Origin of the sequence: Bacillus sp. K2I17, assembly GCF_002209985.1 — a bacterium.
In the GTDB taxonomy this organism is placed as follows: Bacteria; Bacillota; Bacilli; order Bacillales; family Bacillaceae_G; genus Bacillus_A; species Bacillus_A wiedmannii.
The window spans coordinates 78843-101500 of sequence record NZ_NJGF01000009.1 but is presented as its reverse complement, the minus strand read 5'-3'; the positions used below and the strand labels follow the sequence as shown (position 1 = coordinate 101500).

21 protein-coding genes are annotated in these 22658 nt (G+C 35.0%); 16 read left to right on the top strand and 5 right to left on the bottom strand.

Annotated features, from left to right (window positions below; genetic code table 11):
- Window positions 1–18: 18 nt before the first annotated feature.
- Window positions 19–1311 carry a glycosyl hydrolase family 18 protein gene (locus CER22_RS13280; protein ID WP_088608910.1) on the bottom strand — a complete coding sequence of 431 codons (1293 nt, stop codon included), beginning with the start codon at window positions 1309–1311 and terminating at the stop codon, window positions 19–21.
- 109 nt (window positions 1312–1420) lie between these two features.
- On the opposite strand from CER22_RS13280, the gene CER22_RS13275 reads away from it, so the two are divergent.
- A complete protein-coding gene (locus CER22_RS13275; RefSeq protein ID WP_000495804.1) occupies window positions 1421–1840 on the top strand; it encodes an acyl-CoA thioesterase in 420 nt (139 codons plus the stop codon).
- A 26-nt stretch (window positions 1841–1866) separates the two neighbouring features.
- On the opposite strand, the gene CER22_RS13270 is transcribed toward CER22_RS13275, so the two are convergent.
- Both CER22_RS13270 and plsY read right to left on the bottom strand, forming a co-directional pair.
- Window positions 1867–2157 (bottom strand): HesB/YadR/YfhF family protein, encoded by a 291-nt coding sequence (locus CER22_RS13270; RefSeq protein WP_001054448.1) that lies wholly within the window; start codon window positions 2155–2157, stop codon window positions 1867–1869.
- A gap of 108 nt (window positions 2158–2265) precedes the next feature.
- Complete coding sequence (gene plsY / locus CER22_RS13265) at window positions 2266–2862, bottom strand: glycerol-3-phosphate 1-O-acyltransferase PlsY (RefSeq protein ID WP_000237189.1); 597 nt, start codon at window positions 2860–2862, stop codon at window positions 2266–2268.
- A 225-nt stretch (window positions 2863–3087) separates the two neighbouring features.
- On the opposite strand from plsY, the gene CER22_RS13260 reads away from it, so the two are divergent.
- The 8 genes from CER22_RS13260 to CER22_RS13220 all read left to right on the top strand — a co-directional run bounded on the left by CER22_RS13260 (window position 3088) and on the right by CER22_RS13220 (window position 14050).
- Window positions 3088–4944, top strand: a complete 1857-nt coding sequence (locus CER22_RS13260) for an anaerobic ribonucleoside triphosphate reductase (RefSeq protein WP_087982126.1) — start codon at window positions 3088–3090, stop codon at window positions 4942–4944.
- A complete protein-coding gene (gene nrdG, locus CER22_RS13255; RefSeq protein WP_000867068.1) occupies window positions 4941–5393 on the top strand; it encodes an anaerobic ribonucleoside-triphosphate reductase activating protein in 453 nt (150 codons plus the stop codon). Before CER22_RS13260 ends, nrdG begins: the two co-directional genes overlap by 4 nt.
- Window positions 5394–5411: 18 nt before the next feature.
- Window positions 5412–6089 carry a response regulator transcription factor gene (locus tag CER22_RS13250; RefSeq protein ID WP_001044675.1) on the top strand — a complete coding sequence of 226 codons (678 nt, stop codon included), beginning with the start codon at window positions 5412–5414 and terminating at the stop codon, window positions 6087–6089.
- Window positions 6090–6291: 202 nt separating this feature from the next.
- The gene (locus tag CER22_RS13245) at window positions 6292–7533 is read left to right on the top strand and encodes a S1C family serine protease (protein ID WP_046957742.1); all 1242 of its coding nucleotides are present in this window, start codon (window positions 6292–6294) and stop codon (window positions 7531–7533) included.
- Window positions 7534–7612: 79 nt separating this feature from the next.
- On the top strand, window positions 7613–8026 hold the full coding sequence (locus CER22_RS13240; RefSeq protein WP_048565897.1) for a CoA-binding protein: 414 nt from the start codon (window positions 7613–7615) through the stop codon (window positions 8024–8026).
- A gap of 374 nt (window positions 8027–8400) precedes the next feature.
- The gene (parE, locus tag CER22_RS13230) at window positions 8401–10365 is read left to right on the top strand and encodes a DNA topoisomerase IV subunit B (RefSeq protein ID WP_001062189.1); all 1965 of its coding nucleotides are present in this window, start codon (window positions 8401–8403) and stop codon (window positions 10363–10365) included.
- A 1-nt stretch (window position 10366) separates the two neighbouring features.
- Entirely contained in the window at window positions 10367–12790 is a 2424-nt protein-coding gene (gene parC, locus CER22_RS13225) for a DNA topoisomerase IV subunit A (protein WP_001147486.1), read from the top strand.
- A gap of 228 nt (window positions 12791–13018) precedes the next feature.
- Complete coding sequence (locus CER22_RS13220) at window positions 13019–14050, top strand: oxidoreductase (protein WP_088608909.1); 1032 nt, start codon at window positions 13019–13021, stop codon at window positions 14048–14050.
- A gap of 56 nt (window positions 14051–14106) precedes the next feature.
- Here CER22_RS13220 and CER22_RS13215 read toward each other — a convergent pair whose 3' ends face one another.
- A complete protein-coding gene (locus CER22_RS13215) occupies window positions 14107–14550 on the bottom strand; it encodes a VOC family protein (protein ID WP_060487384.1) in 444 nt (147 codons plus the stop codon).
- A gap of 59 nt (window positions 14551–14609) precedes the next feature.
- Between CER22_RS13215 and CER22_RS13210 the strand changes: the two genes are divergently transcribed.
- Window positions 14610–15578 carry a helix-turn-helix transcriptional regulator gene (locus CER22_RS13210; protein WP_088122823.1) on the top strand — a complete coding sequence of 323 codons (969 nt, stop codon included), beginning with the start codon at window positions 14610–14612 and terminating at the stop codon, window positions 15576–15578.
- A 94-nt stretch (window positions 15579–15672) separates the two neighbouring features.
- Here the strand turns inward: CER22_RS13210 and CER22_RS13205 are convergent, their stop codons facing one another.
- Window positions 15673–16275, bottom strand: a complete 603-nt coding sequence (locus CER22_RS13205) for a TetR/AcrR family transcriptional regulator (protein ID WP_256943717.1) — start codon at window positions 16273–16275, stop codon at window positions 15673–15675.
- 155 nt (window positions 16276–16430) lie between these two features.
- On the opposite strand from CER22_RS13205, the gene CER22_RS13200 reads away from it, so the two are divergent.
- The 6 genes from CER22_RS13200 to CER22_RS13170 all read left to right on the top strand — a co-directional run bounded on the left by CER22_RS13200 (window position 16431) and on the right by CER22_RS13170 (window position 22480).
- Complete coding sequence (locus CER22_RS13200) at window positions 16431–17324, top strand: ABC transporter ATP-binding protein (RefSeq protein ID WP_088608907.1); 894 nt, start codon at window positions 16431–16433, stop codon at window positions 17322–17324.
- Window positions 17317–18123, top strand: coding sequence for an ABC transporter permease subunit (locus tag CER22_RS13195; protein WP_088608906.1), 807 nt, complete (start codon window positions 17317–17319; stop codon window positions 18121–18123). The genes CER22_RS13200 and CER22_RS13195 overlap by 8 nt, the downstream gene beginning before the upstream one ends.
- A 289-nt stretch (window positions 18124–18412) precedes the next feature.
- Window positions 18413–18946, top strand: coding sequence for a sigma-70 family RNA polymerase sigma factor (locus CER22_RS13185; protein WP_088608905.1), 534 nt, complete (start codon window positions 18413–18415; stop codon window positions 18944–18946).
- 12 nt (window positions 18947–18958) lie between these two features.
- Window positions 18959–19957, top strand: coding sequence for an anti-sigma factor (locus CER22_RS13180; RefSeq protein WP_088064178.1), 999 nt, complete (start codon window positions 18959–18961; stop codon window positions 19955–19957).
- A 17-nt stretch (window positions 19958–19974) separates the two neighbouring features.
- Complete coding sequence (locus tag CER22_RS13175) at window positions 19975–21012, top strand: LCP family protein (protein ID WP_088608904.1); 1038 nt, start codon at window positions 19975–19977, stop codon at window positions 21010–21012.
- Between the two features lie 205 nt (window positions 21013–21217).
- Window positions 21218–22480, top strand: a complete 1263-nt coding sequence (locus tag CER22_RS13170; protein ID WP_088608903.1) for a dicarboxylate/amino acid:cation symporter — start codon at window positions 21218–21220, stop codon at window positions 22478–22480.
- Window positions 22481–22658: the final 178 nt, after the last annotated feature.

The following is a 22658-nucleotide window of genomic DNA, read 5'->3' as shown; positions in this document are numbered from 1 at the left end:
AAAAAGGGCTGACTTATGTCAGCCCTTTTTCGTAATCGTAAAATTTTCAACGAGTAAACGCCAATTTTGCGGGAATGGTAAGCCAATCTTCCAGTAACTAATACCGCCTATACCTTGTTCTTTCATTAAATTGAATTTGCTTTGAATAGACCGTGAATCTTCAAACCAAACTTCGTGTTGAACACCATTTTCATCAAAATAATTAAAATGAGGAGCTTGAGCTGTGAAATCATAGCGGATGGGGACATTGTATTTACGAGCTAGTGCGACAGCTGCGACAGAGCTAATTGCTTTTGCAGGCGGATTGCCTTGTTTGAACGGAAGTTTCCAATCGAATCCGTATAAGTTTTGCCCCATCATAATTTTTTGGGGAGGCATTTGAGATTTTGCATATTGAAGTACTTCTTTTACAGGACCGATAGGAGAAATAGCCATCGGTGGCCCGCCTTGCCAACCCCAGTCATATGTCATAATGACGACGAAATCAACAATTTGCCCTTGTGCTTTATAATCGTGAGCTTCGAAAAATTTTCCCTTTTGATTTGAACTTGTTTTCGGTACAAGCGTTGTACTCAATGTGTATCCGTTAGGTAAGCGTGTTTTTACATTTCGTAAAAAACGATTATACGCTTCGCGATCTTCAGGTGCTATACTCTCGAAATCAAAATGAATGTCTCGCATACCGTACTTCTCAGCTGTTTGTAAAATGTTAGTAATAAATTTGTTTTGAATCGATGCATCGCGTAAAATAACCGATGTCAGATCGGCACTGAAATTTCCATTTTCAATATTTGTAATAACGAGCATCGGGATGGTTTTGCCTTGCGTTGCAATATTAGCGATTTTAGCTGTTTCAGTTGGTTCTTTTAACGTACCATCTCTTTTTGCCTCGAAACTGAAGTAAGCCAAATATGTTAAAAATGGATTAATGGCACGCGTAGCGTTAACCAAACTTTCTTTTATTGGTATTGTTGAAGGTTGTAAATAAGCGATGGATTCTACTGCGCGTTTTGTCCCTTTTGGTATATATAATTGCTGTCCAACATGGAGAATGGATTTTAAAGATAAGTTATTAACCTTAGCTAAACTAGCGAGAGGTACGTTATATGTTTGAGAGATTCGATATAGGCTATCGCCAGGCTGTACATAATAATTATTCCCTTTCGTATTAACGATCAGTGCCTGACCTACAACGAGTGTTTCAGCTGGATTTAGTCCATTGTCCTTTACTATTTCGTCAGGTGTTGATCCGTACTTTGATGCCAAGCTATATACGCTATCACCGCTACGAACAGTTACAATTTGAATCATATGCTTGCTCCTTTCAGTAAAAGATTCACTGTTTTTATTTTATTTTTGATGTCACTGTATTATGATTAAATGTATGCAAGGTAGCAGAAGTGAAAGAAGGCGAATACATATGTTTGTAGCAGAACATGAAGTTGAAATCCGTTATGCGGAAACAGATCAAATGGGTGTTGTTTACCATTCAAACTATTTGGTGTGGCTTGAACTAGGTCGCACGAAACTTATACAAGATTTAGGATTTTCATATGTTGAAATGGAGAAAGAGGGAATTATTTCTCCTGTGTTAGATTTGCAAATTTCATATCGTAAAGCGATGCGTTACGGAGAAAAAGCAATTGTGAAAACGTGGATTGATACTGTTAGTCCGCTTCGCGTTGTATATGGTTATGAAATATATAACGGTGAAGGTGAACTTTGTATTACTGCAAGTACGACGAATATTTGCGCGAAAAAAGAAGGGTTCAGGCCTGTATCATTTAAAAAGTTATATCCAGAGTGGTATGCGAAATATGAGGAAATTAAGAAAAAATAAAAAAGCGTGGCAGAAGCCACGCTTTTTTATTTTTCATAATTAAATTGCGGGAAATCATCACCGTCGTTAAATGTAACAGCTAAATTATGTCCATCGAAGAACCACTCATCATCGCCTTCAATAAAGAAGTTAATACCTTCTTCTTGAGTTTGAACAGCAGGATGTGCAGGATCATCTTTACGAATACCTAAAGAAAGTCCTTTTTGCACAGTACTGCAACCGCCGTATTGTACGAAAAGGCGGAGTGTTTCACCCGATTGTAAGTTTAATTCGTTTTTATACCATTGTGCTGCTTCTTTTGTTACGGAAAGATTCATGTATAGTTCCTCCAAATTATGTTGCTTTTTCTTTAGTATAAAAAATAACGCAAAAAGACGCTATTAATATGCTTCACGTTTTCTTTTTGCGTTATGTGGGTTACGATCTTATTTTTGCTTTTTTGAAAAGTTTGCTTTCGGTTCAGTTTTATTTATAATTCGTCCGATATTTGCACGGTGTTTATAAATAACCATACCTGCTAATAAACACATCGCAATAATGAAGATTTTATCCCCGCTAACAATGGATGCAATAACAGCAACGACGGCTGTTACCATAGAAGAAAGTGATACGTATCTTGTTGTAAATAAAAGGCTGAAAAAGACAACAGCTAATATTGCAAAAACAACTGGAGAGTAGCATAATAGCACGCCAGCAGAAGTTGCAACAGCTTTACCACCACGGAATTTCGCGAAAATCGGATACACATGTCCAAGAACAGCTGCTAATCCGAACCATAGTGGGTGAACATCTAAACCGAAAATAATCGGTAGACTTGTTGCTAATGTACCTTTTAAAATGTCAGCAATTGTAACGATAAAACCTGCTTTTTTCCCTAGTGTGCGGAATGTATTTGTTCCGCCTAGATTACCGCTTCCGTGCTCGCGAATATCGATTCCGTAGCCGATTTTTCCAACGACTAGTGCGAATGGAATCGAGCCAAGTAAGTAGGCAACGATAAATAAAAGATATGTAATAACCATAAGTTCAGTCTCCTTTATTCAAATGTGTTGATAAAGGGTAAAAAGAGTTTTTCCCGTATATTGTACCATACATTTGTAAAGAGCACATTTCTTTTTTGTAAATGAAAAATTCATTATTTCGTGAAAAAAATTTCACAGGAATGTTACATTTCTCACAGAAACACCAAGACTATATGTAGTAACATTTTAATCAAAAGACAACAACATATTGGTGGAGGGTTATAAATGTTACAACGAAATGTACGTGGAGAAGAATTAATGAGAGTGTTTGAGACGATTGTCCACGGTAGTGAGCAAGATTTAATGCAAGAAAATGCAAATGTAGATGGTCGCTCTCCAATGGGAGTAATGGGAACGTTCGCATCAGAGAGTGCGAAATATTATGCAGTTGAAAATTTATTGTCAGATCAAGTGAAAAAAGCGATAAATCAAAATATATTATATCCACATGACTTAGATTTTTATGCGACAGGAACGACGACTTGTTCGCAAATTCCGTTAGCGCAAATGCTTGCGGACGGTTTTCATACCGGACATGGGCATATGAGACAACCGCAGGATATTAAAAGTGCATTGGCTCTTTCGTCTATTATTTTTCAGGCGAATCAAAATATGCAGCACGGTGGTCAATCATTTGCACTCTTTGATATTGATTTAGCTCCATATGTGAGAAAAACAGTAGCGAGACATAAGAAACGATTACAGTCATATCCGCTTACGAAAGAACAAATAGAAGAATTTGCATGGAAAGAAACAGAAAATGATACGTATCAGGCGTGTGAAGCTTTCGTTCATAATTCAAATAGTATGCACAGTAGGGGCGGGGGACAAGTACCGTTTATTTCTATTAATTATGGAACAGACACATCAAAAGAGGGACGGTTATTAGTTAGACAACTTTTAAAAGCGACACAAGCTGGTCTTGGTAAAGGAGAAACACCAATTTTTCCGATTCAAATTTTTAAAATGAAAAAAGGTGTGAACTTTGAAGAATGTGATCCGAACTATGATTTATTTGAATTAGCGTTAGAGACAACGGCTGAACGATTATTCCCTAACTTTTCATTTTTAGATGCGCCATTTAATGCAGTGCATTATGACGGACGACCGGAAAGTGAAGTATGTTATATGGGATGTCGTACCCGTGTCATGTCTAACATACATGGAGAAGAAACAGCGATTGGAAGAGGCAATTTATCATTTACGTCTATCAACTTAGTGAAATTAGCGTTAATTAGTGGTTCAAAAGAAGCATTTTTTGAAGCGTTAAATTATTACTTAGATTTAGGGATTAAGCAATTATTAGAGAGATTTGAGTATCAATGTACGAAGCGAGCAAGAGATTTTCGATTTTTATATTCACAAGGTGTATGGCGTGGTGGAGAGAAGTTACAGCCTGAAGATTCTGTAGCATCCATTTTAAAGCAAGGGACGTTAAGTCTTGGTTTTATCGGTCTTGCGGAGTGTTTAGTAGCTTTAACAGGAAAGCATCATGGAGAAGATGAAGAATCATGGAAACTCGGATATGAAATCATTTCCTTTATGAGAGATAGAATGGATAAAGCAACGGAAGAACATGAACTGAATTTCTCAGTAATTGCAACTCCTGCAGAAGGGTTATCAGGGAAGTTTGTGAAAAAAGATAGAGAAGAATTTGGTGTGATTAGCGGTATAACGAACCATAATTATTATACGAATTCATTCCATATCCCAGTTTACTATAGCATTCAAGCGATAAATAAAATTCGTTTAGAAGGACCTTTCCATGCTCTATGTAACGGGGGACATATTACGTATATTGAGCTAGACGGAGCAGCTATGCATAACAAACAGGCGTTAAAACAAATTGTACGAGCGATGGCAAATCATGGCGTTGGATACGGTTCAATTAATCATCCTGTTGACCGTTGTAAGTGCTGCAGTTATCACGGAGTTATTGGAAATGAATGCCCAAGTTGCGGAAATGAAGACGAAGCTAATATAGAAAGAATTCGCCGTATAACAGGTTATCTTGTAGGAGATATGTCGAAGTGGAATAGTGCGAAACGTAGTGAAGAGATGGATCGGGTGAAGCATAAATGAAAGTGATGAACATCATTCATGATAGTGTAGTAGATGGGGAAGGGTTGCGGACAGTCGTGTTTTTTGCGGGCTGTCCGCATCGTTGTTTCGGTTGCCATAATCCAAAATCGTGGAATATTTGTAATGGAACTGAAATGACAGTAGAAGAAATTGTGAACGAGATTGCAAGTAATTCATTAACTGATGTAACATTTTCAGGTGGAGATCCATTCTTCCAAGCTGCTGAAGTGAAAAAAGTAGCAAAAGCTGTGAAAGACTTGAAAAAAAATCTATGGATGTATACAGGTTATACGTTAGAAGAGATACAGAGTTCTCAAAATAATGATATGATAGAGTTGTTACATTATGGGGATGTTTTAGTCGATGGAAGGTTTGAAATCGAGAAAAAAGATTTAACACTTCCATTTCGCGGAAGCTCCAATCAACGTATTATTCGATTGAAAGAGTAAAAAGGCGGGATAGATTATATGAATAAAACAGTATTACTTGTTGAAGATGAAAGAAGATTACGTGAAATCGTTAGTGATTATTTTCGTAATGAAGGCTTTGAAGTAATCGAAGCAGAAGACGGAAAAATAGCGTTAGAATTATTTGCAGAGCATGAAATTGATTTAATTATGTTAGATATTATGTTACCAGAAATAGATGGATGGTCTGTTTGTAGACGAATTAGAAAAGAATCAGCAGTACCGATCATTATGTTGACAGCACGTTCAGATGAGGATGATACACTACTAGGGTTCGAATTAGGTGCAGATGAGTATGTAACGAAACCTTTCAGCCCGAAAGTGTTAGTAGCTCGTGCGAAGACGTTATTGAAACGCGCGGATGGTGTGGTAGGAGTAGCGGAAGAAAATGCTATGTCTTTAGCTGGAATAGAAGTGAATCGTCTATCTAGAACCGTTTTAGTAGATGGAGAAGAAATTATATTGACACATAAGGAATTTGAACTTCTTGTTTATTTAATGGAGAACAAAGGAATTGTGTTGTCACGTCAACATTTATTAGATCAGTTATGGGGATATGATTACTACGGTGATGACCGAACGGTTGATACTCATATTAAAAAACTACGAAATAAGCTAGGAGATAAAGCGAAGCATATCGGTACTGTTATTCGAGTGGGTTACAAATTTGAAGAATAACCCTTAAATTACTATGCGCTTTGGCTTTGGGATATAGCAAATTTATACTCTCTTTTGTAGGTGGAATGTACAAAAAATACTTTTCTTGTCTACAATGTTAGATAAGAGTATTTTTTTAATTGGATTTCACGATGAGTTCACAAGAAGGACACAAAACGTGACTATACTGAAAATACGAATTCACCAGAGAGGGGAAGTAAACATGGGATATTACGACGGACCAAATTTAAATGAAGAGCATAGTGAAACGAGAGAAGTGAGAAAATCAGGTAGTAAAAAAGGTTATTTTTTCACAGGTTTAGTCGGAGCTGTAGTTGGGGCTGTCACAATTAGTTTTGCGGCACCATATATGCCATGGGCTCAAAATAATGGAGCGGCTGTATCATCATTCAGTTCGGACTCAAAAGTTGAAGGTACTGTAGTTCCTGTTGTCAATAAAGCAAAAAATGAAACTGATTTACCTGGTATGATTGAAGGCGCGAAAGATGTTGTTGTAGGTGTTATTAATATGCAACAAAGTGTTGATCCATTTGCAATGCAACCGACAGGCCAAGAGCAACAAGCTGGCTCAGGATCAGGTGTTATTTATAAAAAAGCAGGAAATAAAGCGTATATTGTAACGAACAACCATGTAGTAGATGGAGCGAATAAACTTGCTGTAAAACTAAGTGATGGTAAAAAGGTAGATGCAAAACTTGTAGGGAAAGACCCTTGGTTAGATTTAGCGGTTGTAGAAATTGATGGATCTAATGTAAATAAAGTTGCCACTTTAGGTGATTCAAGTAAACTTCGTGCGGGTGAAAAAGCGATTGCAATTGGTAACCCACTAGGGTTTGATGGAAGTGTAACGGAAGGTATTATTAGTAGCAAAGAACGTGAAATTCCAGTAGATATCGATGGCGATAAGCGTGCAGATTGGAATGCTCAAGTTATTCAAACAGATGCAGCAATTAACCCAGGTAATAGTGGTGGTGCGTTGTTTAACCAAAATGGTGAAATAATTGGGATTAATTCAAGTAAAATTGCACAACAAGAAGTTGAAGGAATTGGATTTGCTATTCCAATTAATATTGCAAAGCCAGTTATTGAATCACTTGAAAAAGACGGAGTAGTGAAACGTCCAGCTCTTGGAGTAGGTGTCGTTTCATTAGAAGATGTGCAAGCTTATGCAGTAAATCAATTGAAAGTACCGAAAGAAGTAACAAACGGCGTTGTATTAGGTAAAATTTACCCAATATCACCTGCAGAAAAAGCTGGTTTAGAGCAATATGATATTGTAGTATCATTAGATGATCAAAAAGTAGAAAATTCACTTCAATTCCGTAAATATTTATATGAAAAGAAAAAAGTAGGCGAGAAAGTAGAAGTTACATTCTATCGTAACGGTCAAAAAATGACGAAAACAGCTACTTTAGCAGATAATTCAGCTACAAAGAATCAATAATTGAAATAAAAGAAAGTCTCTTTCATATTGAAAGAGACTTTCTTTATCGGCTATACTAAAGGAATAGGAGGGATAAATTATGACAATTGAAAACCCAACTCGTACGGAAATTGGTGAAGTATTAAAGAAAAGCAAAACGATTGCAGTTGTTGGATTATCGGATAAGCCAGAACGTACATCGTATATGGTTTCAAAAGCAATGCAAGATGCTGGGTATCGCATTATTCCAGTAAACCCAACAGTAGATGAGGTGCTTGGAGAAAAAGCAGTTTCTTCACTAAAGGATATTAAGGAACATGTTGATATTGTAAATGTATTCCGTCGTTCAGAATTTTTAATGGATGTTGCGAAAGAGTTTGTAGAGATTGATGCAGATGTTTTTTGGGCACAATTAGGAGTACAAGATGAAGATACATATAAACTTTTGCAAGAAAAAGGCTATACTGTAATAATGGATCGTTGCATTAAAGTAGAACATGCGATGACAAAATAGTATAGGTTTTAAAGAGAGAAAGATTGATTCAGCCCTCTTTATAAATAAGTAGGGCCGATGAACGAGGTGTTCATCATGAGATTTTTTAAAGGCTGTTTTTGGGGATTGTTACTTGTTATCCCATTTTGGATATTGATCATTTGGATCATGATAAAGGTTTGGAATGTATAATCTTGGCATACATATCCATTTCTCGTTGACAAACGATTATTTTTCTGAAATAGTAGCCTAGAGGAATCCTTGTGAAAAAACAAGGATTTTTCTATTGAAAATGGTATATAAAAGAGATAAGATAACTTGCCAAAACTATAGTCGAGGCGTTATTCTATAATAGAAACATATGTTCTGATTTGATTAGGAAAGGGGCAAGGAGTTTGGCAAAGCATCAGTTCCAATATAATGAAGATGCAATTCAAGTGCTAGAAGGACTTGAAGCCGTTCGAAAACGCCCGGGTATGTACATCGGGAGTACGGATAGCCGTGGATTGCATCATTTAGTATATGAAATAGTAGATAACTCCGTTGATGAAGCGTTAGCGGGATTTGGCGACGAAATTTCTGTCGTAATACATAAAGATAATAGTATTAGCGTTATTGATAAAGGGCGAGGAATGCCTACGGGAATGCATAAACTTGGGAAACCTACACCTGAAGTTATTTTAACTGTACTTCATGCCGGTGGTAAGTTTGGTCAAGGTGGCTATAAAACAAGTGGTGGTTTACACGGTGTTGGGGCATCAGTTGTAAATGCCTTGTCAGAATGGTTAGTAGTGACGATTAAACGTGACGGAAATATTTATGAACAACGCTTTGAAAATGGTGGTATTCCTGCAACGACACTGGAAAAGATCGGGAAGACGAAAGAGTCTGGTACGACAATACATTTTAAACCAGATACAACGATTTTCAGCACAACAAATTACAATTACGAAACATTATGTGAAAGATTACGTGAATCTGCATTCTTATTAAAAGGGATGAAAATCTCAATAAAAGATGAGCGAAATGATTTAGAAGATGTCTTTCATTATGAAACAGGAATCGAAGCTTTCGTTTCATACTTAAATGAAGAAAAAGATTCAATCCATCCGGTTGTATATTTTACTGGTGAACAAAATGGAATTGAGGCAGAGCTAGCTTTTCAATTTAACGATGGCTACTCAGAAAATATTCTTTCGTTTGTAAATAATGTACGTACAAAAGATGGTGGAACACACGAAGCTGGGTTTAAGACAGCAATGACTCGTGTGTTCAATGAGTATGCTCGTAAAGTATCGTTATTAAAAGAAAAAGATAAAAACTTAGAAGGTACAGATATTCGTGAAGGTGTAGCGGCTATCGTTTCTGTACGTGTACCAGAAGAAGTACTTCAGTTTGAAGGGCAAACGAAAGGGAAACTTGGTACAAGTGAAGCTCGTTCTTCAATTGATGCAATTGTATCTGAGCATTTAGCTTACTTTTTAGAAGAAAACCCGGATGTTGCTACACTTCTTGTGAGAAAGGCAGTTAAAGCAGCGCAGGCACGTGAGGCTGCTCGTAAAGCGAGAGAAGAAGCGCGTACTGGTAAAAAGAAAAAGAAATCAGAAGGTACATTAAGTGGTAAGTTAACACCAGCACAATCACGTAACCCGCAAAAAAATGAACTGTACCTAGTAGAGGGTGACTCTGCGGGTGGTTCCGCGAAACAAGGTCGAGACCGACGTTTCCAAGCGGTATTACCGTTACGTGGTAAAGTAATCAATACAGAAAAAGCAAAACTTGCTGATATCTTTAAAAATGAAGAGATTAATACAATTATTTATGCTATTGGCGGTGGTGTAGGCAATGAATTCGCTGTTGAAGATATTAACTACGATAAAATTGTAATTATGACCGATGCTGATACAGATGGTGCGCACATTCAAGTATTGTTACTAACGTTCTTCTACAGATATATGAAACCACTTATCGAAGCTGGCAAAGTATTTATTGCACTTCCTCCTTTATACAAAGTAAGTAAAGGAAAAGGTAAGAGTGAAGTGATTGAGTATGCATGGTCTGATGAAGAATTAGATGGTGTAACAAAAAAGGTCGGTAAAGGCTACATGCTGCAGCGCTATAAAGGACTTGGCGAAATGAATGCAGACCAATTATGGGAAACGACGATGAATCCTGAAACACGTACGTTGATTCGTGTGAAAATTGACGATGCATCAAGAGCGGAGCGCCGAGTTACGACATTGATGGGTGATAAAGTAGAACCTCGCCGTAAATGGATCGAACGAAATGTACAATTTGGTATGCAAGAAGAAGGAAACATTTTAGAAAATGAAATGATTATGGAGACGGAGGTGGAATAACATGCAGGCAGAGAAGTTTCATGACCTCCCGCTTGAAGACGTGTTAGGTGACCGCTTTGCACGTTATAGTAAATATATTATTCAAGATCGCGCGCTTCCAGATGCGCGTGACGGTTTAAAACCGGTGCAAAGACGTATTTTATATTCTATGTATGTAGAAGGAAATGTACATGATAAAGCATTTCGTAAATCAGCTAAAACAGTTGGTAATGTTATTGGTAACTACCATCCACACGGTGATTCCTCTGTATATGAGGCGATGGTACGTTTAAGTCAAACTTGGAAAGTACGTAATGTTTTAGTTGAAATGCATGGTAATAATGGTAGTGTGGATGGCGATCCAGCAGCGGCAATGCGTTATACGGAAGCACGATTATCACCAATCGCATCTGAGTTATTGCGTGATCTCGATAAAGAAACAGTAGAATTCGTGTCAAATTTCGATGATACGAGTGAAGAACCTGTTGTACTTCCAGCGATGTTCCCGAACTTACTAGTGAACGGATCGACAGGAATTTCAGCTGGTTATGCAACAGAAATTCCTCCGCATCACCTTGGGGAAGTAATTGATGCGACGATGATGCGTATTGATAAGCCGAATAGTACTGTTGATGATTTATTAACAGTTATGAAAGGACCAGATTTCCCGACAGGTGGTATTATTCAGGGGATTGATGGTATCAAAAAAGCGTATGAAACAGGAAAAGGTAAAATTATTATTCGCGGAAAAGCTGAAGTTGAAACAATCCGTGGTGGGAAGCAACAAATCGTTATTACAGAAATTCCGTATGAAGTAAATAAAGCGAACCTTGTTAAAAAAATGGATGAATTACGTCTAGATAAAAAACTAGATGGAATTGCTGAAGTACGTGATGAGACAGATCGTACAGGTCTTCGCATCGTTGTAGAGTTAAAAAAAGAAGTAAATGCTGAAGGTATTTTAAATTATTTATATAAGAACACAGATTTACAAATTCCATATAACTTTAATATGGTAGCGATAAATAATCGTCGTCCGACACTTATGACATTACCTAAGATTTTGGATGCATATATTGGGCATCAAAAAGAAGTTGTTACGAGACGCTCACAATATGAATTAAGAAAAGCAGAAAACCGTCAACATATTGTAGAAGGTTTAAAGAAAGCATTATCGATTTTAGATGAAGTGATTGAAACAATCCGTGCTTCTAAGGATAAACGTAATGCAAAAGATAATTTAAGTACGAAATTTGGATTTACAGAAGCGCAATCAGAAGCAATTGTTTCGCTGCAACTATATCGTTTAACGAATACAGATATTACGGCGCTAGAACAAGAAGCAGACGAGCTTAATAAGAAGATTATAGAGTTACAGTCAATTTTACAAAGTGAAAAAAGACTTCTTCAAGTTATTAAAACAGATTTGAAGAGAGTCAAGAAAACATATAGTGATGATCGCCGTGCTATTATTGAAGAACAAATTGAGGAAATTAAAATCGATGTGGAAGTTATGATTCCGCAGGAAGATGTCATCGTTACTGTAACGAAAGAAGGATATGTGAAACGAACAGGTTGGCGTTCACATAATGCATCGAACGGAAAAGACTTCGGTATGAAAGAGGGTGACATCTTACTGGAGCGATTCGATACGAATACGACAGAGACAGTCCTCTTATTTACGAATAAAGGAAACTATATATATCTGCCAGTATATGAAATGCCAGAAATTCGTTGGAAAGATTTAGGTCAACACGTTGCGAATCTCGTTTCACTCGAGCGGGATGAAATGATTATTTGGGCGACCGTCGTACCGAATTTTGAAGAAGAAAAACGATTTATCGTATTTGTTACACGAAATGGTATGATTAAGAAAACAGAATTAAACCAATATAAAGTTCAGCGTTATTCAAGAGCGTTCGTCGCTGTGAATTTGAAAAAAGATGATTATGTTGTAGATATATTTGCAACAGATGGAACGAGTGATATTGTTCTTGCAACCTATGGTGCATATGCACTTATTTTCCATGAAGATGAAGTAAGTCCAGTCGGTGTAAGGGCCGCTGGTGTAAAAGCAATTAACTTAAAAGAAGATGATTATGTCGCTTCTGGTAAACCGTTAAATGGTGACAAAGATCAACTTATTCTTGTTACGCAGCGAGGTGCTGTAAAACGTCTAAAAGCATCAGAAATTGAGAAATCAACGAGGGCGAAGCGAGGCCTTGTTATTTTTAAAGAGTTAAAACGTAATCCATACCGTATTGTCGGTATTGAAATTGTTCGAGATGATGAACTAGTATATATGAAGACTGAGAAACATATTGTAGAAGAAATTGATCCGAAAGCGTATCGAAATAAAGACCGGTATAGTAACGGTAGTTTAGTACTAGATGTTAATGATACTGGTGAAGTTATTGAAACGTGGACAAAAAAACGACCGGAGTAAAAAAGCATCTTGCTATGAATAATGGCAAGATGCTTTTTTCTAGGCAAATTATTATGTAAATAATAATAATCTTGTTATAATAACTGAATGAAATCGTTCTCATAAAGTGGAACTTTAATCAATCGGACTTTTACGAGCAGTTGATTCCTCAACTAATTTCTTTGCTTTCGCTGAATTTTGAGGTAGGAATCTTACTGTCCGTTAAAGCGGGACAGATGGAGGGGCAACATGGAAAAAATAGGTGTAGGCATTGTAGGATTTGGATTTTCTAGTACAACATTTCACATCCCATTATTACAAACGATAGAAGAATATGATATTCGTGCTATTTTATCTTCAAAAGAAGAACTAGTGAAGCAAGCATTACCAAATGCTGAAGTTGTTGGCACAATTGAGGAATTAGTAAATCGTGCTGATATTGACTTAGTGGTCATTACTTCACCGAATACAACTCATTTTCCATATGTAAAAGAAGCAATTTTACATGGTAAGCATGTAGTTGTGGAGAAGCCATTCGTTGTTTCAATTGAAGAAGGCGAAGAACTAATTTCATTAGCAAAACAGCATAATGTGGTGTTAAGCGTGTATCATAATCGCCGTTTTGATAATGATTTCTTAACGATAAAGAAATTGTTAGAAGAAAATAGAGTAGGGAATCTATACGCATATGAAGCACATTTCGATCGTTTTCGCCCGAATGTACGTGATCGCTGGAGAGAAAAGAATTTACCAGGATCAGGTATACTGTATGATTTAGGATCGCATTTAATTGACCAAGCATTATCATTATTTGGGAAACCAGATGCGATAAGTGCAGATGTAATCAAACAACGACCAGGTGCAGAAATTGATGATTACTTCCATGTTATACTTCACTACGGTGTTAAACGTGTCACTTTACATAGTAGCAGTTACGTAAAGCAAGAAGGTCCACACTTTACACTGCATGGAGATAAAGGTTCTATCGTGAAATACGGTATGGATTCACAGGAAGAACAATTAAAAAATGGAATGAAGCCAGGCGATAACGGTTATGGAGTAGATGCTGAAGAGAAATTTGCTACTTTACATACGGAAGAAAAGCTAGAGCGTATTCCAACAGAAGTTGGCTGTTATGACATGTATTATAAAGGTGTAAGAGATAGTATAGTAAATGGTGAGAAAGCACCTGTAACAGCACAAGAAGGCTTAGAAGTTATTCGACTTATTCAATTAGCGATTGAAAGTAGTGAAACCGGTAGAGTCATCACTGTAAAGTAAAAAAGACACGAATTTCGTGTCTTTTTTATTAGGAATATGTGAATATGGATAATTATTTAGTTTAATCGTTTGTCATACATTAACTGGATTTGTATGCCGTAAGGATCTTCAATAATCCCATATGCTTCACTAAATATATTTTTTTCTAGCGGAGAGATTATCTTCACATGCTTATCGGAAATTAAATTATTATAAAACCTTTGTATTTCTTCTAAATTAGCGCTTTGAATGCAAAGTGACATATTATTTCCAACGTTATAACGTTCATTAGGCTTCATTGTATCTTCTGCTATCATTAGCTTTGTATTCCCAATTTGTAAAACAGAGTGAGCAATATAATCTTTATTTTCACTTGTAATTTTAAAAGAACTATCTCTTTTGGCCAGTTCTCCATACGTAACAATCATTAACTGCGTAGCTTCTAAATTACGTGTGTAAAAATTAATTGCCTCCTTTGCTTGCCCATTCATTGAAAGAAAAATAGCTATTTCTAATGTCATAAATATATAACTCCTTTATTAGTTAATAATTATAATATAGACTAAAAAGGTTCCAATACATGACACCTTTTTGGGAGGGAAATATGAAAAAAACGGAACGAATAAATGATATGCTTATTTTCTTAAATAATAAAAGATATTTTAATTTAAAAGATTTAATGGCTAGATATGATATTTCTAAAAGTACCGCGTTGCGAGATATTCAATCATTGGAAGAAATAGGTGTACCAATATATTCTGAACTGGGTAGAAATGGAAGTTATAAAATTATAGAAAATAGTGTGTTATCGCCAATTTATTTTAGTGTGGATGAAATGTATGCGTTATACTTTTCGATTCTTACGCTAAATGGATACAAGACAAAACCATTTAATGTAGAAAGTATTGCGCTTGAAAATAAATTTAAACATGTATTACCTGATAATGTGAGTGAAAATATTTCAATCATGGAAAGAACGCTTTCTTTTGAAGTAACAAATCATAGTAATTTTAGTCCGTTCTTAAAAGAAATTTTACAGGGGATTTTTGCTGAGCGAGTTTATCATTTAACATATTTAAAAAAAGATGAGGAAAAAGTATTGGTCGCCCAATTTATTCGAATAGAATCTAAATTTGGCCAGTGGTATGCTAAAATCTTTAATTTTGAGACAAATAATGTTCAAATAATTAGATGTGATAAAATTCTTTCTATTGAGGAAACAAGCAATACGAATCCAAAAAATCTTGAAGAGTTGTTAAGTTATCTTACAACTTTTCACAGAAAGCCGGATGCAATTGATTTTCGTGTCATTGTTAATCAAAAAGGAAAAGATATTTTTGATAAAGAGAATTATCCTTCCATGAGGATACAAAAAGAAAATGAAAATTATAGTATAACAGGCTATTTTAACAAACAAGAAGTTGAGTTTATTTCAAGTTACTTTCTGAATTTCGGTGAAACAATTATCTCAATTCAGCCAGTTATGCTAAAAGAGTTAATCTATAATAAGGTATTATCTATAAAGCAGCATTTAACTGCTTTAAGATAAAGTTAGTTTTAATCATTTTATTGACATGAAAAAGCCCTTGAGATTTAAATATCCAAAGGGCTTTTTTTGTGATGGTATTTGTTCTTTAGAAACATTATTTTTCTGGGACGGACAGTCCATAAAAGAACATCGTAACGATATCTTGTATATGTTTTTCGCGATCTCCTTCAAGAAGCTGAGCCCCGAAATCATCACCTAGTTTAGTGAACATTTGAATGTATAGTAACATCATTTCTTTAGTAAGGTGAGGGTTAATTTCATTTTTTTGCTGTGCTTGTTCTAGTATTTCTAAATACCAAGGCAGGATTTTTTCGTTTTGATAACTATAAATAAACTCTCGGAGCTCTTCATCTCTTTGCATCATTTGTAGTAACATATCCGGCTGAAATAACCCACCAGTATTCATTTTTCTTACAATCATTTTTTGCATCATCTCATGAAAAGGTAATTTTTCCTCTGCAAGATCTTTATAATATTGAAATTCAGATATGATAAATTCTTGTATAAGCTCTCTAAATAATGCATCTTTACTTCCGAAATGATTATAAATTGTAACTTGAGAAACGTTTGCTTCTTTTGCAATATGTTCTATTTTTACTTCATTAAATCCACGTTCTGAAAATAATACGAAGGCCGCCTCTTTAATGGCGCGTTTTTTCTTTTCTTTCACTTTTTCAAAGCCGTTCAATGTAATCACCTCACTTAAAATATACAAGAAAAAATAATGGAAAACAATATTTTTGAAATATGGACTAATAAATATTTCAAAAAGTTGTTGCGAATATGAAAGATGAGGAGTACAATAATTTTGAAATATCACATATTAAATATTTCAAAAAATGAGGTGGACTTATGATTTCAGTTCAAGATGTTACAAAACAGTTTTCAAATGGAAAAGGTTTGTTTCATATTACATTTGATGTAAAAGAAGGGGAAGTATTTGGTTACTTAGGACCAAATGGTGCTGGGAAATCCACAACAATTCGTAATTTAATGGGATTTATAAAACCGACAGCTGGTAAAGCGACAATTTTTGGATTAGATTGTTGGAATAAAGCGGCGAAAATCCAAAGGAAAGTTGGGTATCTGCCAGGTGAAATTTCTTTTATTGAAGGAATGAACGGATTAGATTTTTTAAAGTTAATGCAAGGAATGCGCGGGTTAAAGGATACGAAAAGACGAGATGAATTAATAGAACGTCTACAATTTGATGTGAAAACACCGATTCGAAAAATGTCTAAAGGAATGAAGCAAAAAGTAGGAATTGTTGCTGCTTTTATGCATGATCCGGAAGTGTTAATTTTAGATGAACCAACATCAGGACTCGATCCACTTATGCAGCAAGTGTTTATCGATTTAATATTAGAAGAAAAGCAAAGAGGGAAAACAATCCTTATGTCATCGCACATTTTTACTGAGATTGAGAGAACTTGTGACAGAGTGGCTATAATTAAAGATGGTCGCCTTGTAACGGTTGAAAATATTCATGATTTACAAAGCTTGAGACGACAGGTAATAGATGTAACCGTATCATCGCAAGAAGAGATTGAATCTCTTACACAATGTAATTTGCAATTTGAAGCGGTGAAAGGTAGAGAAGCATCGATTATTGTGCAAGGAAACTATCAAACTGTTTTACAAACACTTTCAAACTATAATGTAACGGCGCTTCAAACGAGAGCAATGGATTTAGAACATTTATTTATGCATTATTACGATAAGAAAGAAGGGGTAAAGCATGAATAAGCAATTGTTTTTAGCTAGTTTGAAAGAAACACAAAAAAGTATTTTGAGTTATGCAACTGGTGCAGCTCTATATTTATGGTTATTAATTTGGATCTTCCCTTCAATGGTATCAGCGAAAGGGTTAAATGAATTAATAAGTGCTATGCCTGATAGTGTGAAAAAAATTGTTGGAATGGAAAGTCCGATTCAAAACGTAATGGATTTTTTAGCTGGCGAATATTATAGTCTATTGTTTATTATCATATTAACAATTTTTTGTGTAACAGTTGCAACGCATTTAATTGCTCGTCATGTAGATAAAGGAGCGATGGCATACTTGCTAACAACACCTGTATCTAGAGTGCAAATTGCAATCACGCAAGCGGCTATTCTCGTATTAGGGCTACTAATCATAGTAACTGTTACGTATGTAGCGGGTATAGTAGGTGCAGAGTGGTTTCTACAAGATAATAACTTAAATAAAGAATTATTCCTGAAGATAAATATAGTCGGTGGGTTAATATTTTTAGTCGTTAGTGCGTATTCTTTTTTCTTTTCTTGTATATGTAATGACGAAAGAAAGGCACTTAGCTACTCAGCAAGTTTAACTATTTTATTTTTCGTAACGGACATGGTAGGTAAATTAAGCGATAAGTTAGAGTGGATGAGAAATATATCATTATTTACGCTATTTCGTCCGAAAGAAATTGCTGAGGGAACATATAATATATGGCCAGTGAGTATAGGTTTAACTACTGGAGCACTTTGTATTTTCATAGTAGCAATTGTAGTGTTTAGAAAGAGGGATTTACCGTTGTAAAGTAGAAAGTCCACGGATAGAGTGGGCTTTTTTTGATGAGGAGGAAACGAATGGGGTGCAGCTATATATATGATGTAGAAAAGTCATTATTGTTTTATGAGAAAATAATTGTTTTAAAGTTGTCGATCCAAATGGATATGTCCTCAGAGTTACGTATAAAAAAGGTAAACATGAAGAATGTTTACCTTTTTTTATGGAAATATTCAAAAAAATGAACCTTTTTCTAGGCTCATCCGTCTAATACATGTAAAGTTAAATTTGAAGTGAGGATGAAACAGGAGGAGCAATTGTGAAAGTAATCCCTTTATATAAAATGATTGTAAAAGAAGAAACCGATGTTTCCTTAGCGAAAAAAGGTGATCATGAAGCGTTTATGGCGCTTATACATACAGAAAAAATGAAGATGTATCGTATTGCAAAGGCTCTGTTACGTGATGAGACAAATATAGAGGATGCGATACAGGCAACAATTTTAAAAGCCTATGAAAATATAAAAAAATTAAAGAAAGAAGAGTTTTTTCAAACTTGGTTAATTCGAATTTTGATAAATGAGTGTAACAACATTATTAGATCATACAAAAAGATAATGGTAATAGAAGAAAATGATTACAATATGAGTGCTTGTGATCAGTATGAAGATATAGATTTGTGTAATGCGATTCAATCATTACATGAAGAGTTAAGAGCGGTTACGGTGCTTTTTTATTATGAAGATATGAATCAAGAAAGTATAGCGAAGCTTTTAGAAGTGCCAAAAGGAACAGTGAAATCGAGATTGTCACGCGCGAGGGAACAATTGCAAAAGCGATTAAAGATGGAATAGGAGGTGTATAGGGTGGATAACGAAAAATTATTTGATGAGAAAATAAAAAAGAGAATAAAAGAAGAGAATGTTATAGTACCACCAGAGTTAAATGAAAAGATTAATCGTACACTACATAATCTTCCGGTAAAAAAGAAAGGTTACAGAGTTTATATGATGGCTATAAGTGCTGCGGTTCTAACACTGTCCATTGTGTCTATGTCGGAGTTTTCTGATCAAATTTTTGCTCAAAATGGTGGGGTATTTGAATATGTAAAGAAAAAGGCGTTTTCTGATTATGAAAATGAAGAAGAAATAAAATCGAACGTAAACTATCCAGATAAAGAAAAGATTCATGAAAAGATGCTGGATTCCATTGATCATTTTAAAAATATTTCAGGACAATTTGAGGAATATTCTAGTTCGTCAAGAATCGCTACAACATACAAATATGCGATTGATACGGAGCAACAAAGAGGTATCTCTTCGAAAGAAGATAAGCTAACGAAAAAACGAACAATTATATATAACGAGGGCAAGAAAAAAGAATTTGATGATGAGAAGTATACATATAGAGAGACAAAATGGAGCCCGAAGGAAAGAAACTATGAACTATTAAAATTAAATCCTACGGAAAGATTATTGAGAAAATCAGGTGAAAAGAAACGATATGATGACGAATATGTGGGATTTGCGAAGTATAGTATGCAATCAGAATTTGCTGAGCTATTAATCCGATATAAAGATTGGAATTATAAAGAAACGAAGTATCTTGGACTTGATTGCTACAAAATAGAAGGGACAATAAACATAGAAATGCCTGTAAGTACATCTGAAGATTTAAGAGGGAAATTTGAAATGGTTGTAGAGAAAAATACGGGGATTATGCTAAAGTTCCTTAGTTTCCACGAAGGTATGATTCAATATTCGATTACAACTGAATGGATACAAATAAACAAAGGGTTGAAAGAGAATGTATTTCAAAAGGATAGTACTAATTATGAAAAATTGAAAAATATATTAGATGAATAGAAAACGGAGGGAACGATATGGAGAATACCTCTTCTTCAAGAGAAAAGAAAAATAAAAGAAAATATAAAAAGACAACGATAATAAGTGTCTTGTTAGCAGTATTACTATTTGGCGGAGTTGGATATGGTACTTATGTATATATGAAAACTTCTAATCTCGTACAAAAGTCTAGTTTAAATTTAGCGCGTGGTGAAAAATCACATTTACGTGAGGAAACTGTAAAGCCAATTGCAAACAATGTTTCACTTTTAATTATGGGAATTGATGAAAATCAAGAACGACAAAAGGAGTATAATGGTGCTTTCCATACAGATGCACTACTGTTAGCTACTTTTAATAAAGATGATAAGACAGTGAAATTAACGAGCATACCACGTGATACATATACATATGTTCCAGTTGAAAAGAAAAAAGATAAAATAACGCATGCATATGGAAGTGGTTTCGTTAAAAATGGTAAAGATGGAGGACCGCAAGCTTCAGTGGAAGCAGTAGAAAAGTTGTTACAAGTGCCTGTTGATTATTTTGTGAAGTTTAATTTTAATTCATTTACTAAAATTGTTGATGGATTAGATGGAATTGAAGTAAATGTCCCAGTTGAATTTACGGAGCAAAATAGTAAAGATGAGCCTGACGCAATCCATTTGAAAAAAGGACTACAAAAATTAACAGGGGAAGAAGCACTTGCACTGGCAAGAACGCGTCATATTGATAGTGATGCAATGAGAGGTCAGCGCCAACAACTTGTTATTGAAGCGATGTTAAGTAAATTAAAAAGTGTAGGCTCGATTACGAAGCTAGAAAAAATAGTTGAGGCGATTGACGGCGATTTTAAAACAAATTTAGTAATGGATGATATTTTATCTTTTTATAAATACGGTTTAAATGGTTCAGTTGAAAAGATTCAATTAGGCGGAGATGATTTATATTTACCTAACGGTCCAAATGGGCAACGTGTATATTATTATAACCCTAATAAAAAAAATCTACAGAGTTTGAGTAATACGCTTAGAACACATCTAGGATTAAGTGAAAAGCAGATTGAGGAGAATTAAAGCAGGCATAATGTCTGCTTTTTTATTACGTTTAATAGTATGGCATTTAAATTCAAATATTATATACTATTTTCAAATTATTGATAATAGTGTAACATAATTATATGGTTTAAGTTAAATAGCAGGGGGGCTATTACATAAAATACATCATTAGCAATTATTGAAATCGTATGGGAGAAATGAACGAAACAGGGGAGTATTAAAAATGAGAATTGTAAAGAATTTAACATTCCAAGTTATTGTGGCAATTATTTGTGGTATTGCAGTAGGGGCAATTTGGCCTAGTGTTGGACAAGAGATGAAGCCAATTGGTGAAACATTCATCAATATGATTAAAATGGTTATTGCACCGATAATCTTTTTAACGATTGTGCTTGGTATTGCAAGTATGGGAAGTATGAAAAAGGTAGGTCGTGTTGGTGGTAAGGCACTATTATATTTTGAAATTGTTACAACAGCGGCTTTAATTATTGGTATCATCATAGCGAATGTTGTACGTCCCGGAGATGGATTAGATCCTTCGAAACTAAAGGGCGGAGATGTTTCACAATATGTACAAAGCGGGCAAGAAATGAAGTGGATGGATTTCTTTTTACATATTGTACCGTCTAACATGTTTGAAGCATTTGCAAAAGGTGATATTTTACAAGTTCTGTTTTTCTCCATTTTATTCGGTGCAGGGTTAACAATGCTCGGGAAAAATGGACAACCGGTTATTGACTTTTTTGAAAGATTATCAAAAGTATTTTTTAATATTTTATCTATTGTTATGAAGTTAGCGCCGGTTGGAGCATTCGGCGGGATGGCGTTTACAATTGGTAAATATGGTTTAAGCACGCTCATACCACTTGGTAAATTAATGATTTGTGTATATGCAACAATGGCATTATTTGTTTTTATTGTTTTAAATTTTATTTGTAAACTGTACAAATTTAGTTTGTGGAAATATTTAGCTCACATTAAAGAAGAATTACTCATTGTTCTCGGGACATCATCATCAGAATCAGTATTGCCGCGAATGATGACAAAGATGGAAGACTTCGGATGTTCGAAGCCGGTAGTAGGTTTAGTCATTCCGACTGGGTACTCTTTTAATTTAGATGGAACGACAATTTACTTATCTATGGCTACTATATTTTTAGCTCAAGTCTTTCACGTCGATCTTTCACTAGGTCAACAATTAACTATAATAGCTATTTTATTAGTTACATCTAAAGGAGCAGCGGCAGTAACAGGCGGGGGATTTATTGTATTAGCCTCTACTTTGTCAGCAATGAATGTTATTCCATTAGAAGGGTTAGCACTATTACTTGGTGTAGATCGTTTCATGTCAGAGGCACGTGCTATCGTCAATTTAATTGGTAACGGTATTGCGACTGTAGTTGTTGCAAAAAGTGAAAATGAATTTGATGAAGAGAAGTATACGAGAGTAATAGAGGAAATGAAAAAAAAGAAAATGGCCGGATAAAAAAGTCAGCAAAGCTGACTTTTTTATTTTTGTAGAAAAGAGGTTTGTTACGATATACATTATTTATTAACAATAATTTACAAGTGTTTTATAGCGAAGGGATATAAAGACTATTAAATCAATACATAGAATTCAATGAGGTATAGTGTTTTAAAAGATTATGGAATTTTTATGAATA

What these genes read in the sequence shown, in the direction of transcription:
- CER22_RS13250 (WP_001044675.1), top strand. Translation starts at nt 5,412, where the DNA reads ATGAATAAAACAGTATTACTTGTTGAAGATGAAAGAAGATTACGTGAA.
- CER22_RS13270 (WP_001054448.1), bottom strand. Translation starts at nt 2,157, where the DNA reads ATGAATCTTTCCGTAACAAAAGAAGCAGCACAATGGTATAAAAACGAA.
- CER22_RS13245 (WP_046957742.1), top strand. Translation starts at nt 6,292, where the DNA reads ATGGGATATTACGACGGACCAAATTTAAATGAAGAGCATAGTGAAACG.
- CER22_RS13195 (WP_088608906.1), top strand. Translation starts at nt 17,317, where the DNA reads ATGAATAAGCAATTGTTTTTAGCTAGTTTGAAAGAAACACAAAAAAGT.
- CER22_RS13220 (WP_088608909.1), top strand. Translation starts at nt 13,019, where the DNA reads ATGGAAAAAATAGGTGTAGGCATTGTAGGATTTGGATTTTCTAGTACA.
- CER22_RS13275 (WP_000495804.1), top strand. Translation starts at nt 1,421, where the DNA reads ATGTTTGTAGCAGAACATGAAGTTGAAATCCGTTATGCGGAAACAGAT.
- nrdG (WP_000867068.1), top strand. Translation starts at nt 4,941, where the DNA reads ATGAAAGTGATGAACATCATTCATGATAGTGTAGTAGATGGGGAAGGG.
- CER22_RS13280 (WP_088608910.1), bottom strand. Translation starts at nt 1,311, where the DNA reads ATGATTCAAATTGTAACTGTTCGTAGCGGTGATAGCGTATATAGCTTG.
- CER22_RS13200 (WP_088608907.1), top strand. Translation starts at nt 16,431, where the DNA reads ATGATTTCAGTTCAAGATGTTACAAAACAGTTTTCAAATGGAAAAGGT.
- CER22_RS13260 (WP_087982126.1), top strand. Translation starts at nt 3,088, where the DNA reads ATGTTACAACGAAATGTACGTGGAGAAGAATTAATGAGAGTGTTTGAG.
- CER22_RS13240 (WP_048565897.1), top strand. Translation starts at nt 7,613, where the DNA reads ATGACAATTGAAAACCCAACTCGTACGGAAATTGGTGAAGTATTAAAG.
- parC (WP_001147486.1), top strand. Translation starts at nt 10,367, where the DNA reads ATGCAGGCAGAGAAGTTTCATGACCTCCCGCTTGAAGACGTGTTAGGT.
- plsY (WP_000237189.1), bottom strand. Translation starts at nt 2,862, where the DNA reads ATGGTTATTACATATCTTTTATTTATCGTTGCCTACTTACTTGGCTCG.
- CER22_RS13170 (WP_088608903.1), top strand. Translation starts at nt 21,218, where the DNA reads ATGAGAATTGTAAAGAATTTAACATTCCAAGTTATTGTGGCAATTATT.
- CER22_RS13175 (WP_088608904.1), top strand. Translation starts at nt 19,975, where the DNA reads ATGGAGAATACCTCTTCTTCAAGAGAAAAGAAAAATAAAAGAAAATAT.
- CER22_RS13210 (WP_088122823.1), top strand. Translation starts at nt 14,610, where the DNA reads ATGACACCTTTTTGGGAGGGAAATATGAAAAAAACGGAACGAATAAAT.
- CER22_RS13215 (WP_060487384.1), bottom strand. Translation starts at nt 14,550, where the DNA reads ATGACATTAGAAATAGCTATTTTTCTTTCAATGAATGGGCAAGCAAAG.